Origin of the sequence: Pseudomonas sp. LBUM920, assembly GCF_003852315.1 — a bacterium.
Classification (GTDB): Bacteria; Pseudomonadota; Gammaproteobacteria; order Pseudomonadales; family Pseudomonadaceae; genus Aquipseudomonas.
The window spans coordinates 4,790,649-4,806,591 of the sequence record NZ_CP027762.1 but is presented as its reverse complement, the minus strand read 5'-3'; the positions used below and the strand labels follow the sequence as shown (position 1 = coordinate 4,806,591).

10 protein-coding genes are annotated in these 15,943 nt (G+C 60.9%); 6 read left to right on the top strand and 4 right to left on the bottom strand.

What is annotated here, in order from left to right; genetic code table 11:
• Positions 1-48 precede the first annotated feature (48 nt).
• Positions 49-1,659: a methyl-accepting chemotaxis protein gene (locus C4J83_RS22195; RefSeq protein WP_372239337.1), complete on the bottom strand. Its 1,611-nt coding sequence runs from the start codon at positions 1,657-1,659 to the stop codon at positions 49-51.
• Positions 1,660-2,061: 402 nt separating this feature from the next.
• On the opposite strand from C4J83_RS22195, the gene aceK reads away from it, so the two are divergent.
• From aceK to C4J83_RS22170, 5 genes are all read left to right on the top strand, one after another.
• On the top strand, positions 2,062-3,771 hold the full coding sequence (gene aceK / locus C4J83_RS22190) for a bifunctional isocitrate dehydrogenase kinase/phosphatase (RefSeq protein ID WP_106576370.1): 1,710 nt from the start codon (positions 2,062-2,064) through the stop codon (positions 3,769-3,771).
• A 124-nt stretch (positions 3,772-3,895) separates the two neighbouring features.
• Positions 3,896-7,807, top strand: coding sequence for an ATP-dependent RNA helicase HrpA (hrpA, locus tag C4J83_RS22185; RefSeq protein ID WP_124418208.1), 3,912 nt, complete (start codon positions 3,896-3,898; stop codon positions 7,805-7,807).
• A 326-nt stretch (positions 7,808-8,133) separates the two neighbouring features.
• A complete protein-coding gene (locus tag C4J83_RS22180) occupies positions 8,134-9,255 on the top strand; it encodes a beta-ketoacyl-ACP synthase III (protein ID WP_124418207.1) in 1,122 nt (373 codons plus the stop codon).
• A 130-nt stretch (positions 9,256-9,385) separates the two neighbouring features.
• Complete coding sequence (locus C4J83_RS22175) at positions 9,386-10,000, top strand: RNA polymerase sigma factor (RefSeq protein WP_124418206.1); 615 nt, start codon at positions 9,386-9,388, stop codon at positions 9,998-10,000.
• A complete protein-coding gene (locus C4J83_RS22170; RefSeq protein ID WP_106576374.1) occupies positions 9,994-10,227 on the top strand; it encodes an anti-sigma factor family protein in 234 nt (77 codons plus the stop codon). Before C4J83_RS22175 ends, C4J83_RS22170 begins: the two co-directional genes overlap by 7 nt.
• A gap of 119 nt (positions 10,228-10,346) precedes the next feature.
• On the opposite strand, the gene C4J83_RS22165 is transcribed toward C4J83_RS22170, so the two are convergent.
• The gene (locus C4J83_RS22165) at positions 10,347-11,669 is read right to left on the bottom strand and encodes a putative porin (protein WP_106576375.1); all 1,323 of its coding nucleotides are present in this window, start codon (positions 11,667-11,669) and stop codon (positions 10,347-10,349) included.
• 281 nt (positions 11,670-11,950) lie between these two features.
• Here C4J83_RS22165 and C4J83_RS22160 point away from each other — a divergent pair, with 281 nt between their 5' ends.
• Positions 11,951-13,075, top strand: a complete 1,125-nt coding sequence (locus C4J83_RS22160; RefSeq protein WP_124418205.1) for a GNAT family N-acetyltransferase — start codon at positions 11,951-11,953, stop codon at positions 13,073-13,075.
• A 10-nt stretch (positions 13,076-13,085) separates the two neighbouring features.
• Here the strand turns inward: C4J83_RS22160 and aqpZ are convergent, their stop codons facing one another.
• Both aqpZ and C4J83_RS22150 read right to left on the bottom strand, forming a co-directional pair.
• The gene (gene aqpZ / locus C4J83_RS22155) at positions 13,086-13,787 is read right to left on the bottom strand and encodes an aquaporin Z (RefSeq protein ID WP_124418204.1); all 702 of its coding nucleotides are present in this window, start codon (positions 13,785-13,787) and stop codon (positions 13,086-13,088) included.
• A gap of 310 nt (positions 13,788-14,097) precedes the next feature.
• On the bottom strand, positions 14,098-15,930 hold the full coding sequence (locus C4J83_RS22150; RefSeq protein WP_124418203.1) for an ABC transporter ATP-binding protein: 1,833 nt from the start codon (positions 15,928-15,930) through the stop codon (positions 14,098-14,100).
• Positions 15,931-15,943 lie beyond the last annotated feature (13 nt).

Here is a 15,943-nt window from a genome sequence, read left to right as displayed (position 1 = left end):
AATAAGGCGGCGAGTGTTGCCTAGAGGCCTGGCCGATACAATGGCTAATTACAGGACAAACCGCGTCACCATGCCGTTGAGGTCCACGGCCAGGCGCGACAGTTCCTGGCTGGCGGCTGAGGTCTGGGTGGCGCCGGCGGCGGTTTGGGTGGACAGGTCGCGAATGTTCACCAGGCTGCGGTCGACGTCACGGGCCACCAGTGCCTGCTGCTCAGCGGCGCTGGCAATCACCAGGTTGCGCTCGCTGATCTGCGAGATGGCCGCGGTGATTTTTTCCAGCGCGCTGCCGGCGCTGTTGGCGCGTTGCAGGGTCTGGCCGGCGTGTTCGGCGCTGCTGTTGAGGGCGTCGACGGTGTCCTGGGTACCTTGCTGGATACCGGTGATCATCTGTTCGATTTCCTCGGTTGAATCCTGGGTGCGTTGCGCCAGCGAGCGCACCTCATCGGCCACTACCGCAAAGCCTCGGCCGGCTTCGCCTGCGCGCGCTGCCTCGATGGCGGCATTGAGCGCCAGCAGGTTGGTTTGCCCGGCGATGCCGCGGATCACTTCGAGCACTTTGCTGATGTCTTGAGCTTGCACGGCCAGGCCTTCGGCTTTGTTCGAAGCGCCAAGCACTTCGTCCACCAGGTTCTGGATCGAGCTGATGGTTTCGCTGATCTGGTAGTGGCCGTGCTTGCTGTCTTCATCGGAGGCCTTGGACGCTTCGGCGCTGGACACCGCGTTGCCCGCCACTTCGTCCACGGCCGCGCTCATCTCGTTGACGGCGGTCGCAGCCTGTTCAATTTCATCGTTTTGCGCCTGCAGGCCACGGGTGCTCTGTTCCATCACCGAGCTCATTTCCTCGGCGGCGGAGGCCAGTTGCTGCGCCGATTCGCTGATGCCATGGATCGTGGTTCGCAACTGGTCCTGCATGGTGGCCAGGGCCGTCAGCAATTGCGCCGGTTCGTCGGTGCCTTTCACCACCACAGGCTGGCTCAAATCGCCGCCGGCGATGGTGCGTGCCACGCCCAGGGCCTGGCCGAGGGGGGCGGTGATACTGCGGGTCAGCAGCCAGGCGAGCAATAAGGTGGCGATCAACGCGCACACGATGATCAGGCCGACCACCCACTGCGCGCTGGCATACATCTGCGCGGCAGCATTGGCCGCGTCTTCGACGCCTTTCTGATTGAAGGTGATCATGTCCTCCAGGCTCTTGTTGAGGACCGTACCTTGGGGTGCCAGGCGGCTGGTCAGCAGGTCGATGGCATCTTGCTGTTGATCCTTGTCCACCAGGGCCACCATCTGCCCGACGATGCTGAGATAGGTCGCCACATCGGCTTTGAGTTTTTTCAGCAGAGCGGCTTCTTCGTCGCCGCTGGTCAGGGTTTCGTGATGGGTCAGCAGCGTTTGCAGCTCAGTGCTCTGGCGGGTGATCAGGCTTTTGCTGTTGTCGCGAATCCGCGATTCGTCGGTGGTCGCCAGGCGCAAGGCCTCCAAGCGGATACTGGCCACATAGGCCGCGCTGTCGTGGATATTCTCGATGCTCGGCATCCATGACTCTTCGATGACCAGCGCGCTTTCTCGCAGCTTCGCCATCTGGCCCAGGCCAAACAGGCCGACAATCACCAGCAAACCGGCCAACAGCGCAAAACTCAGACTGGCGCGCAATCCGATCCTCATGTTCCTCAATGACATCTCAATGCTCCTTAGGCGATTAGAACCTGTTCCCGGATCGGTCTTCAGACCTTGTTAGGCTGGGAGAGGGCGCGCTATATATCAAAGTGCCACTAAGGAGGTAATCAGGGTTTCCCTTACGGTGTATCAATTCGGTTACATAAGGTGTGAAGCGCAAGCGCGCTGCTGTCTACCCTGGCAGGCGGCAAGCCGCGGCATTGCAGGCCTGTAGCCAAAGGTGCTGGCGCCTTTGGCTGCGTTTACTGACCATACGGTCGAATTATGAAATTTGAAAAAATCCTACAATGTGTCGACAGTTGTACAGCGTGACCCAAAAAATCATCCTTCTCGTGCCCCCGTTCACTGGCTAAGCTCAGGGCTTCCAGACGCCCGTTCGAGGTTTCCCGTATGCCGCAGTCCGCGCTTGCCATCGCCCGCATGATCCTCGATGGCTTCGACGATTACCGTGAGCACTTCCGCCAGATCACTGACGGCGCCCGTGAACGTTTCGAGAAGGCCCAGTGGCAGCAAGGGCAGGCGGCTTCGGCGGCGCGGATCAACTTGTACGAAGAGAAAGTTGCTGAAGTAACGGCGCGCCTGCGTGCCCAGTTCGACGAGGCCACGCTGCTGGAAGTGGACGCGTGGCCGCTGGTGAAGCGTGCCTACATCGGCCTGATCGACCTGCGCTTTGACGATGAATTGTCCGAGACCTGGTACAACTCGATCTTCTGCAGCCTGTTCAGTCACGACCTGATCAGCGATGCCTGCATGTTCATCCACACCACGCGGCCGAGCCTGCGCCGTGCGCGTGCGGCGCAAACCCGCGTTTATCAGCCGGCGGGCGACCTGACGGCGATGCTGGCGCAGGTCTTCGCCGATTACGCGTTCAGCGAACCCTACGCAGACCTTGCGACCGACCTGCGCCGGCTCGAAGCGCAATTGCGCGAAAACCTGCCGGACTGGGTGTGCAAAGATCCGGACCTCAATGTTGAGCTGTTTTCCTCGGTGCTCTACCGCAATAAAGGCGCCTACCTCGTAGGACGCATCTACACCCGTGACGAACAATGGCCGTTGGTGATTCCGCTGCTGCACCGCGAAGGGCGCGGCATTCAGATCGACGCGCTGATCACGGACGAAGCCGACGTGTCGATCATCTTCTCGTTCACGCGCTCGTATTTCATGGTCGACGTACCGGTGCCAGCGGAATTCATCGGGTTTCTCAAACGCATTCTGCCCGGCAAGCACATCGCCGAGCTGTACACCTCAATCGGTTTCTACAAACACGGCAAGTCGGAGTTCTACCGCGCGCTGATCAACCACCTGGCCACCACCGATGACCGCTTTATCATGGCGCCCGGCGTGCGCGGCATGGTCATGAGCGTGTTCACACTGCCGGGCTTCAACACGGTGTTCAAGATCATCAAGGACCGCTTTTCACCGTCGAAAAACGTCAATCGCGCCACCGTCATCGAGAAGTACCGTCTGGTAAAAAGCGTCGACCGCGTGGGGCGCATGGCCGACACCCAGGAGTTCGCGGATTTCCGTTTCCCCTTGAGCAAGTTCGAGCCTGAATGCCTGGCCGAGCTGTTGGAGGTCGCTGCGGGCACCGTGGAAGTCGAAGGCGACACCGTGTTGATCCGCCACTGCTGGACCGAGCGGCGCATGACCCCACTCAACCTCTACCTCGACAACGCCAACGACGCCCAAGTGCGCGAAGCGCTGGAAGACTACGGCCTGGCCATCAAGCAACTGGCGGCGGCGAACATCTTTCCCGGCGACATGCTGCTGAAAAACTTCGGCGTCACCCGCCACGGTCGCGTGGTGTTCTATGACTACGACGAAATCTGCTTTCTCACCGAAGCCAACTTTCGCCACATCCCGGCACCGCGCACGCCCGAGGACGAAATGGCCTCGGAGCCCTGGTACTCCATTGGTCCGCTGGATGTGTTCCCCGAAGAATTCCCGCCGTTCCTGTTTGCCGACGCCGGCCAGCGCAAGCTGTTCGACGAGCTGCACGGCGAGCTGTACAACGCCGACTACTGGAAAGGTCTTCAGGAAGCGATTCGCGCCGGCAAGGTCATCGATGTGTTCCCGTACCGTAGAAAAGAGCAGCTGTAAGCCTCAAGCGGCAAGCCACGGGTAAGCGGTTTTGCGTCTACTTGCCGCTTGAAGCTTGACGCTGATAGCGGCTTTTCTGCCACACTTGCCGGCCGTGCATAAATGACGACCTTCAAAGTACCTGATGACTGACCAAGCGCCCGCTATCGACCAACTGCTCAAAAACCTCGATCACGCCATGCTCGCCGACCGCCACCGCTTGCGGCGCCAGTTGCTCGAGCTGCGCAAGAAGCCCGACGAGGACAAGCTGGCGCAGTGGGTCACGCGCATGCAGGCGTCCTGCGCACAGGTCACGGCGCGGCGTGCCAGCCTGCCGGTGATTCGCTACGACGACAGCCTGCCGATTGCCGCCAAGCGCGACGAGATCAAAGAGGCGCTGCAAAAGCATCAGGTGTTGATCATCGCCGGTGAAACCGGCTCGGGTAAAACCACCCAACTGCCGAAAATCTGCCTGGAGATCGGCCGTGGCCAGTACGGCCTGATCGGCCACACCCAACCGCGCCGAATCGCCGCGCGCAGCGTCGCCAGCCGCGTCGCCGAAGAACTGGCCACGCCGTTGGGCGCGCTGGTCGGCTATCAGGTGCGTTTCGAAGACCAGAGTGACTCCAACACCCTGATCAAGTTGATGACCGACGGCATCCTGCTGGCGGAAACCCAGAACGACCGCTACCTGGAACGCTACGACACGATCATCGTCGACGAAGCCCACGAACGCAGCCTGAACATCGACTTCCTGCTCGGCTACCTGAAAACCCTGTTGCCGCGTCGCCCCGACCTGAAAGTCATCATCACCTCGGCGACCATCGACCTGGAGCGTTTTTCCAAGCACTTCGACGATGCACCGATTGTCGAGGTCTCGGGCCGTACCTTCCCGGTGGACACCTGGTATCGCCCGCTGACCCTGGAGCAGGACGAGGAGGGCAACCGCGTCGAGGACGACTTGACCGTCGACCAGGCGATCCTCGCTACCCTGGATGAAATCGCCGCCCATGAACGCAGCGAGCGGCGCAGCCCTGGCGATGTGCTGGTGTTCTTGCCGGGCGAGCGCGAGATTCGTGACGCCGCCGAGATGCTGCGCAAGGCCCAGCTCAAGCACACCGAAATTCTGCCGCTGTATGCGCGCCTGTCACCGGCTGAACAACAGCGCATTTTCCAATCCCACCCGGGCCGCCGTGTGGTGCTGGCGACCAACGTCGCGGAAACCTCGTTGACCGTGCCTGGCATTCGGTATGTGATCGACAGCGGCACCGCGCGCATCAGCCGTTACAGCTACCGCGCCAAGGTGCAACGCCTGCCGATCGAGGCAATTTCCCAGGCCAGCGCCAACCAGCGTAAAGGCCGTTGCGGTCGGGTCGAGCCCGGTATTTGCATCCGCTTGTACAGCGAAGAGGATTTTATCGGCCGCCCGGAATTCACCGACCCGGAAATCCTGCGCACCAACCTTGCCGCCGTAATCCTGCAGATGCTGCACCTGCGCCTCGGCGAAATCACCGATTTCCCGTTTATCGAGCCGCCGGACGGCAAGGCCATCAGCGACGGTTTCAACCTGCTGCAAGAGCTCTCGGCGGTCGACCGCAACAGCCAGCTCACGCCGCTGGGCCGCCAACTGGCGCGCCTGCCAGTGGACCCGCGCATGGGCCGCATGCTGCTCGAAGCCGCCAAGCTCGGCAGTTTGCAGGAAGTGCTGATCGTCGCCAGTGCCATGTCGATCCAGGACCCGCGTGAACGCCCGCCAGAGCGTCAGCAAGCGGCCGACCAAGCCCACGCACAGTGGAAGGATGCCGATTCTGACTTTGCCGGGTTGGTAAACCTGTGGCGCGGTTTTGAGGAGCAGCGCCAGGCGCTGACCGCCAGCCCGTTGCGCAACTGGTGCCGCAAGAACTTCTTGAATTACCTGCGCCTGCGCGAGTGGCGCGATTCCCATCGCCAGCTCAGCCTGATCTGTCGCGACATGCAGTTGACCGTCAATAAAGAGCCGGCGGACTTTGCCAAGCTGCACAAGGCTGTGTTGTCTGGCCTGTTGAGCCAGATCGGCCAGAAGACCGAAGACGGCGATTACCTCGGCGCGCGTCAGCGGCGCTTCTGGATTCACCCGTCCTCGGGCATCGGAAAGAAGCGCCCGCAATGGCTGATGACCGCCGAACTGGTAGAAACCACCAAGCTGTACGCGCGCATGGTGGCAAAGATCGATGCCGACTGGATCGAGCCGCTGGCCGGGCACCTGATCAAGAAAAACCACTTCGAGCCGCATTGGGAGAAGAAGCGCGGCCAAGTGGTGGCGTTTGAGCAAATCACGCTGTTCGGGCTGATTGTGGTTGGGCGCCGGCCGGTGCATTACGGGCCGATTGACCCGGTGGTGTCGCGCGAGCTGTTTATCCGCGAAGGCCTGGTGCGCGGCGAGATTCAGTCGCGGGCCAAGTGCCTGGCGGCCAACCAGCAACTGCTGGAGCAGCTCGACGAACTGGAGGCCAAGGCGCGCCGTCGCGACATCCTGGCGGACGAAGAAACCCTGTACGCCTTCTACGATGCGCGCTTGCCGGCGGAGATCCACCAGACCGCGACGTTCGACAGCTGGTACAAGGTCAACAGCCAGAAAGACCCCCAACTGCTGATCATGCGCGAAGAAGACGTGCTGGCCCGCGAGGCCAGTGAAGTCACGGCCCTGCATTATCCGGACACCTTGCACCTGGGCGATCTGGAGTTGGCGCTGAGTTATCACTTCGAACCCAACCACCCCCGCGACGGTGTGACCCTGCGCGTACCGGCGCCACTGCTGCCGGCATTGCCGCCGGAGCGCCTGGAATGGCTGGTGCCGGGGGTGATCGAAGCCAAGTGCATTGCCCTGGTGCGCAACCTGCCCAAGGCGCTGCGCAAAAACTTTGTACCGGTGCCGGATTTCGTCAAGGCGGCGCTGCAACGCATCGAATTTGGCCAGGGCTCGCTGCCCCAGGCGCTGGGGCGCGAACTGCTGCGCATGACCGGCGCACGGGTCAGCGATGAAGCCTGGGCCGAGGCGGCGCAGCAGGTGGAAAACCACCTGAAGATGAACCTGGAAGTGGTCGACGGCCAAGGCAAGTTCCTCGGCGAAGGGCGCGACCTGGCCGAGCTGACCGCGCGTTTTGCCGAGGCCAGCCAGGCCGCGTTGGCCGTGCCGCAAACCGCCAAAAGCCAGCAACCGGTGCAAGCCAAGGTGTTTGCGGCGGTGGCCGAGAAGACCCAGCAAAAGATCGCGGGGCTGTCGATGACGGTCTACCCGGCGTTGGTCGAAGAAAATGGCACGGTCAAGGAAGGGCGGTTCTCGACGGCCGCCGAGGCAGAGTTCCAGCATCGTCGCGCGTTGCAGCGCCTGCTGCTGCAGCAATTGGCCGAGCCGGCGAAATTCCTGCGCGGCAAATTGCCCGGCCTGACCGAATTGGGCCTGATGTACCGCGAACTGGGGCGCGTCGATGCACTGGTGGAAGACATTCTGTTGGCCAGCCTCGACACCTGCGTACTGGAAGGCGAAGCCAGCTTGCCGCGTGACGGTGCAGGTTTGGCGGCCCTGGCTGAACGCAAGCGCGGCAGCTGGACCGAGCACGCCGAGCGCCTGGCCCGCCTGACGCTGGAAGTGCTGAAGCTGTGGCATGGATTGCAAAAGCGCTTCAAGGGCAAGATCGACCTGGCCCAGGCGGTGGCCTTGAATGACATCAAGCAGCAGCTGAGCCATCTGGTGTACCCAGGTTTTGTGCGGGAAACCCCGGCGCAGTGGTTCAAGGAACTGCCACGTTTCCTTAAGGCCATTGAGCTGCGCCTGGAGAAACTGCCCAGCCAGGTGCAAAAGGACCGAGTGTGGAGCACTGAGCTGAGCGGCCTGTGGGCGCACTACCAGAACCGCCTGAACAAACACGCCCAGGAAGGCAAGCGCGACCCTCAGCTGGAGCTGTATCGCTGGTGGTTGGAGGAATATCGCGTGTCGTTGTTTGCCCAGCAGTTGGGCACCAAAGTGCCGATTTCCGATAAGCGTTTGAGCAAGCAATGGAGCCAGGTGGAGGCCTGAAGCCCTCTCGGTTAGCGAGGTTGTGGGAGCTGGCTTGCCTGCGATGGCATCCCAGTGATTTGACTGATACACCGCGGTGTCTGCATCGCAGGCAGGCCAGCTCCCACGGTCAGCATGGGGTTTATCCGGAAATGGCGCCAAATCCCCGAGGTTGTGGCAAACTTCGCGGTCATAAATGCCGGGATCGTCGTGATGGGCTGGTGTGCAGCCGCGGCGCAATGGAATAAAGCGTTGCCAGTTTGATGCCCGCTGGACGGAATCGAACGACTTAAAGTTTGGTACGACGGTACCAATATCTTCTGCCTGACAGATTTAGAGGAACGACCGTGCATAACGTCGTCATCAGCGGCACTGGCCTGTACACCCCGGCCAACAGCATCTCCAACGAAGAGCTGGTGCAGTCTTTCAATGCCTATGTTCAGCAGTTCAACACTGACAACGCCGCCGCCATCGAGCGCGGCGAGGTCCAGGCACTGACTGAGTCCAGCGCAGCCTTTATCGAGAAAGCATCGGGCATCAAGAGCCGTTTTGTCATGGACAAGGACGGTATTCTCGACCCGCAGCGCATGGCCCCGCGTTTGCCCGAGCGCAGCAATGACGAGTGGTCGGTGCTGTGCCAGATGGCCGTTGGCGCGGCCGAACAGGCCCTGCAGCGCGCGGGCAAGACTGCCGCCGACATCGACGGCGTGATCGTGGCCTGCTCCAACCTGCAGCGCGCCTACCCGGCCATCGCCATCGAAGTCCAGGAAGCGCTGGGTATCGAGGGTTTCGGTTTCGACATGAACGTGGCGTGCTCGTCGGCGACCTTTGGTATCCAGAACGCCGCCAACAGCATCCAGGTGGGCCAGGCGCGGGCGATCCTGATGGTCAACCCGGAAGTCTGCACCGGCCACCTGAATTTCCGTGACCGTGACAGCCACTTCATCTTCGGGGATGCGGCCACGGCCGTGATTCTCGAGCGCGCCGACCTGGCGACTTCCGAGCACCAGTTCGATGTGGTGAGCACCAAACTGCTGACCAAGTTTTCCAACAACATCCGCAACAACTTCGGCTTCCTCAACCGCACGGCGGAAGAAGGCATCGGCGCGCCGGACAAGCTGTTCGTACAGGAAGGTCGCAAGGTCTTCCGTGATGTCTGCCCAATGGTGGCGGAACTGATCGGCGTGCATCTGGACGAAAACCAGCTGAATGTGGCCGATGTGAAGCGTTTCTGGCTGCACCAGGCCAACCTGAGCATGAACCACCTGATCGTGAAAAAACTGCTGGGCCGCGAAGCCTCGGTGGAAGAAGCGCCGGTGATTCTCGACACCTACGCCAACACCAGTTCGGCAGGTTCGGTGATCGCGTTTCACACCTACCAGGACGACTTGCCAAAAGGAGCCGTGGCGGTGCTCAGTTCGTTCGGTGCAGGTTACTCGATCGGCAGCGTGATCCTGCGCAAACGCTAATCTTTGGATTTGGCCAGATTTAATGTGGGAGCTGGCTTGCCTGCGATGACGATAGTGGAGCCACCGCCGCTATCGCAGGCAAGCCAGCTCCCACCGGTATCGGATTTCCACAGCAGGATTGAGGTAAACGATGGCAGCAGCCGACGACGCGCACCTGCTGGAACGGCTGCTCAAGGGCGAGCAGCGGGCCTACAAGGAATTGGTCACCACCTACCAGAGCGCCATGCGGGCAGTGGCCTATGCCATTGTTGGCCAGCGCCACGCCGACGAAGTGGTGCAGGACGCGTGGTTGTCGGTGGTGCGCAACCTGGCCAGGTTCGAAGGGCGTTCCAGCCTCAAGACCTGGCTGCTGACCATCACCGCCAACTCCGCCAAGGGCCGCTATAAACAAAATCGCCGGGAAGTGTTGCTCGACGATTTGTCCTCACCTCACGGCACCATCGGTGACGATCGCTTCGTCCCCGACGATGGCCACTGGGCCGTGGCCCCGTACGCCTGGCACCAGGACACCCCGGAAGCGTTGCTGACCGAGGATGAGTTGCGCAAGTGCCTGGAGCATACGTTGCTGAGTTTGTCGGAGCTGCAAAGCAGCGTGCTGGTGCTGCGTGAGCGCCAAGGCCTGGAGTTGGAAGAGATTTGTAATCTTCTGACGCTCTCGCTCTCCAATGTCCGTGTGCTGTTGCATCGGGCACGGCTTAAAGTCTTCGCCACGGTGGAGCATTTTGAGGAAACGGGCGAATGTTGACCTGCAAAGAACAAGTGGCACGTTCCAGTGACTACCTCGATGGGCAATTGACCTTTCGCGAACGTTTGCTGGTGCGTCATCACTTGATGTTTTGCCCTAACTGCCGGCGATTTATCCGTCAGATGCGCCTGATGCAGGCGACTTTGAAAATCATGCCGGAAGAACCGGTAAAGGACGTGGATGCATTGGCTGACCGGCTGGTAGCCGAGCGGCTGAAAGATCAGTAAAAGCGCGAACAATGCAGACTCGCGTGGGTGGGGCGAACGGATGATGAGGGGCGACCCACCCACGCAAGGCTGTTGAAACGACCTCGGGCCGTCCTGGCCCAAGGTTTATTGCACACCCATTAGAACTTGGCTTCAGCATCCAACTGCAGGGTGTTGGTGTTGGCATCACGCTGCGTGCGGCTGGCGTAGTCCGCCTTGGTCAGGAAGTACGTGGCGCCGAGGGCGAAGTTCTTGTCGATGTCGTAGCTGACCTTCATCTTGTGGCCGCGTGAGCCGGTGGTGCCGTTGGCGAAGTCCGAGTCGGTGAAGGCACCCACCACGGCGTTACGCTGGATATCGCGGTAGTTGTAGTCCAGGTTCAAGCCGAACACTTTGGACTTGGCACCGATCAACCAGGCAGTGTCCTGATCGGTCACCGCGTCGTTGTTTTTCACGTACTGGCCATAGAACGCCAACGGCACTGCCAGGCCGCCGATGTCGGCCTGGGCGAAGCCTTCGTACAGGCGGAACTGGTTGTCGGCCGAGTTGCCGTTGACCGCCAATGCGCAAGGCGTGGTGGTGGTCGTGCAACGGCTGTCCTTGTCGTTCTGGTAGGCGTAGACGCTGCCGCCCAGGGTCATTTTCAAGTTGTCAGTCAGCGAGAACCGCGTGCCCAACTGGCCGGACGTCAGGCGCAGGTCGTGACGAAATTGCACGCCGTCGCCGTCGACGTTGTCCTTGAGGTTGTAGTTGCCGATGCTGCCGAACAACTCGGCGCTGCTGCCCAGTGGGTATTTGTAGGTCAGGGCCAGGCCTTCCGGGTTGATGTCGCTGTCCCAGATCACGTCGCCCATGTTGACCCACGGCTGCAACATCTTGCCGCCGATCACGTGCAGGTTTTTGATCTGGTCCGGGTGGTAGTCGATGTAGCCCAGGTCCAGCCAGATCGACTTCTTGTCGAAGTAGTTGTCCTGGTCCTGGTTGGTGGAGCGCGCGTCGTCGCTGCTGCCGGTGGCAATGCGAATGCCGGTGTCGACCTGCGAGTTGACCTCGGTGTAGGCGCCCAGGCGGGCACGGATGCGCTGACGGTCCTTGTCACGCCCGCCGTTGTTGGATTCGCCCTGGATCTTCACGGTTTCCTGACGGAAGCGCACGTCACCCTTGAGCTGAGTGCGCGCGGCCCAGGCCAGTTTCTGGTCGAACACACTCAGGTCGTTGGTTTTTTTCGCGGTGGCCGCGATCTGCTCGTTGGTCTCTTGTTGAGCTTGCTGTGCGATCTGCTTTTCTTTCTGGTCCTTGGCTAATTCCGCCTGCAGTTCGGTGTACTGCGCAGCGGTGATCTGGCCGTTGGCCTTGAGCATGTCGAGCAATTTAGCGTCGACTGCAGCGCTGGCCGGAACGCTCAGGGCCAGCAACAGGCCGCCACACAGGGCCGCCGCAGTTTTAGTGGAAGCAAGACGCATATCAATCTCCGAAAGTGAGGAGGGATGGCAAACCATCCAGGACACAACCGACCGATGACGGACGGAAAATAGCCGCCTGCTAGAACCAGGCGCTCTAAAAACAGGCGTCAGTATCACGATCACTTATGACGGAACAGTGGCTAAGTGATGTCATGTAGATGACAAAATATTTAAGAAGGAACTATTTGAGTTGGCCTTTGTCGTGCCATTTGGGCGTGTGCGAAAGCCACCGATAAGCGATACTCGCCAGGCTTTCACGCCCTGAAGTAGTGAGGATGCCGATGCCGTTGCAACGCCTGGACGCCCTGTCCGAAATCGCCCCGCAGGTATGGGATGCCCTCGTGCCGCAGGCCCAACCTTTTGTACGGCATGCATTCCTGAGCGCGCTGGAAGACAGCGCCAGCCTGGGCCCGCAATCGGGCTGGCAACCTGAGCATTTGCTGCACTGGGAAGGCGATCGCCTGGTGGCGGCAATGCCCAGCTACCGCAAATGGCATTCCTACGGCGAATACGTGTTTGATCACGGTTGGGCCGATGCGTGTGAGCGGGCAGGCATTGATTACTACCCAAAGTTGCTGACGGCAGTGCCGTTCAGCCCGGTCAGCGGGCCGCGCTTGCTGGCCAGGAGCGCCGAAGACGCTTTCGAGCTGCTGAACAGCCTGCCGGGCTACCTGGTAATCGAAGGGCTCTCCAGCGCCCACATCAACTTCACTGACCCTTTGGCCGACCAAGCCTTGGCGCAGCATCCAGGTTGGTTGCAGCGTTTGGGCTGTCAGTTTCATTGGCAAAATCGCGGCTATCGCGACTTCCAGGATTTCCTCGACGCCTTGAGCTCACGCAAGCGCAAACAAATGCGCAAAGAGCGCGAGCAAGTGGCGGGGCAGGGCATCGAGTTCGAATGGCTGCAAGGCCATGAGTTGAGCGAAGCGCAATGGGATTTTGTCTACGCCTGCTACGCCAACACCTACGCCGTGCGCCGCCAGTCGCCGTACCTGACGCGGGCGTTTTTCAGCCTGCTGGCCGAGCGCATGCCCGAAGCGATTCGCGTGGTGCTGGCTAAACAGGGCACACGCCCGGTTGCCATGGCCTTCAGCCTGATCGGTGGCGACAGCTTCTACGGGCGTTATTGGGGCTGCCTGGCGGAATTCGACCGCCTGCATTTCGAAACCTGCTTCTACCAAGGCATGGATTACGCCATTGCTCACGGTTTGCAGCGCTTCGACGCCGGCGCCCAAGGCGAGCACAAATTGATTCGCGGGTTTGAACCGGTGATCACCCGGTCGTGGCACTACCTGCGCCACCCAGGTCTGAAAAACGCCGTGGAAGATTTCCTCGAGCGCGAGCGCGTAGGGATTCTGGCGTATGCCGAAGAGGCGAGGACAGCCCTGCCTTATCGGCAGGGCTGAACCCTTGACCTCAGGCTGGGTCCTCCTCGCCCAGCCATCGATAGGTCGCGCCGCCGATCACCGCACCGAAAATGGGCGCCAGCCAGAACATCCACAACTGCTGGAGCGCCCACCCGCCGACGATCAGTGCCGGGCCGGTACTGCGGGCCGGGTTGACCGAGGTGTTGGTCACGGGGATCGAGATCAAGTGGATCAGGGTCAAGGCCAGGCCAATGGCGATAGGCGCGAGGCCCGCTGGGGCACGACGGTCAGTGGCGCCAAGGATGATCAGCACGAACATCGCCGTCATCACCAGCTCACAGACAAACCCCGTTGCCATTGAGTAACTGCCCGGCGAATGCTCGCCGTAGCCATTGGAAGCCAGGCCCGATGCCAGATCGAACCCGGGTTTGCCGCTGGCAATGAAGTACAGCAGCGCAGCGGCGACCGTGCCGCCGATAACCTGCGAGATGATATAAGCCGGTAACTCCCTGGCCGGGAACCTCCCGCCCACTACCAAGCCTACTGATACGGCCGGGTTGAGATGGCAGCCGCTGATGTGCCCGATGGCAAACGCCATGGTCAACACCGTGAGCCCGAACGCCAGGGCTACGCCTAACAGCCCTATCCCGACGGCGGGAAACGCTGCGGCCAACACCGCACTCCCGCAACCGCCCAACACCAGCCAAAACGTACCCAATCCCTCTGTGATTGAACGTTTGAACAAAGACATGCAACACGTCCTTGATAGATCGCTCTACCCAATCAGTAAATCAATGATGCTCCCTGCAGATTTACTTCAGCGCCCGTCTGGGCACTGCTTTGATTGAAGCAGGCTTTTGTGGCAAATCCAGGCCATAAAAAAGCGCCAGAACCCTTTGGGTGCTGGCGTGATAGGCCAATGCTGCGATGCAATGCGATCAACTGTGGGAGCGGGCTTGCTCGCGAAGGCGCAGTGTCAGTCACCGTATGGGCCGACGGTTACACCGCTTTCGCGACCAAGCCCGCTCCCACAGACTGGAGGGTGTTTTCCCCGGAAGCGGTCAGTCGATGCCGACGAAGCCTCCGGTTTGATGCTGCCACAACCTGGCATACAGCCCGCCGTGGGCCAGCAATTCAGCATGGCTGCCGGTCTCGGCGATTTGCCCTTTCTCCAGCACCACCAACCGGTCCATCCGCGCAATGGTCGACAACCGGTGCGCAATCGCTATCACCGTCTTGCCTTGCATCAAGGTTTCCAGGCTCTCCTGGATCGCCGCTTCCACTTCCGAGTCCAGCGCCGAGGTGGCTTCGTCCATGATCAGAATCGGCGCGTCCTTGAGCAGCACCCGCGCAATGGCAATGCGCTGGCGCTGCCCACCGGAGAGTTTGACCCCGCGCTCACCCACATGGGCGTCCAGCCCGGTACGCCCTTCGGCGTCCGACAGCAGCGGAATGAATTCATCGGCGCGGGCCTTGTGGATGGCGGCCGTCAGTTCTTCATCGGTCGCATCCGGCTTGCCGTACAGCAAGTTGTCACGGATCGAGCGGTGCAGCAGCGAAGTGTCCTGGGTGATCATGCCGATCTGTGCGCGCAGGCTTTCCTGGGCGACCTCGGCGATGTTCTGCCCGTCGATCAGGATGCGCCCGCCTTGCAGGTCGTACAGGCGCAGCAGCAGGTTGACCAGAGTCGACTTGCCTGCACCGGACGGGCCGATCAGGCCGATCTTTTCCCCGGCCTTGATCGTCAGGTTCAAGCCGCCAATGATCCCGCTCTTTTTGCCGTAGTGAAAATCCACCTGCTCAAAGCGTACTTCGCCATGGGGCACGTTCAGGCGCGGGGCATTCTCGCGGTCGGTGACCGCCAGCGGTGCTGCGATGGTTTTCAGCCCGTCCTGCACCATGCCGATGTTTTCGAAAATGCCGTTGACCACCCACATGATCCAGCCGGACATGTTGACGATACGAATCACCAGGCCGGTGGCCAGGGCAATCGCACCCACGGAAATCAGCGACTGGGTCCACAGCCACAGGGCCAGGCCGGTGGTGGTGACGATCAGCAGGCCATTCAAGACGGCAATCGTCACGTCCATGCTGGTCAGCACGCGGGCGGCCAGCTGGGTTTTTTCGGTCTGCTCGATGATCGCTTCCTTGGCGTATTCCTGCTCATTCTGCGTATGGGCGAACAGCTTCAAGGTGGTGATGTTGGTGTAGCCGTCGACGATGCGGCCCATCAGTTTGGAGCGCGCTTCAGAGGAGATCACCGAGCGCTCTTTCACGCGCGGCACGAAGTAACGCAAGGCCAGGCTGTAGCAGATGATCCAGGTGATCAGCGGGATCATCAGCCGCCAGTCGGCCTCGGCAAACAGCACCAGGGCGCTGATCGCATAGATCGACACGTGCCAGATGGCCTCAGCCGTCGCCACCGCCGAGTCACGCAAGGAGTTGCCGGTTTGCATGATGCGCTGGGCGATACGCCCGGCGAAATCGTTTTGAAAGAAATTCAGGCTCTGCTTGAGCACGTAGCTGTGGTTTTGCCAGCGAATCAGGCTGGTCATGCCGGGGTTGATGGTCTGGTGCACCAGCAAGTCATGCAAGCCGTTGAAGATCGGGCGCAACAGCAGGGCGACCACGGCCATCCAGATCAGCTCGGCGCTGTGAATCTGGAAGAAGTTGGCGGGCGGTGTGCCTTGGGCCAGATCGATAATGCGGCTCAGGTAGCTGAACAACGCCACTTCGATCAACGCACCGATCAGGCCTACCACCAGCAAGGCGGCAAAGCTTGGCCACACCTGGCGCAGGTAATAGAGGTAGAAGGGCAGGACTTTGTCGGGCGGGGCGTCGCTGGGGGCAGCGCGGAAAATATCGATCAGTTGTTCAAAACGACGATAGAGCATTAGGTTGACGCCC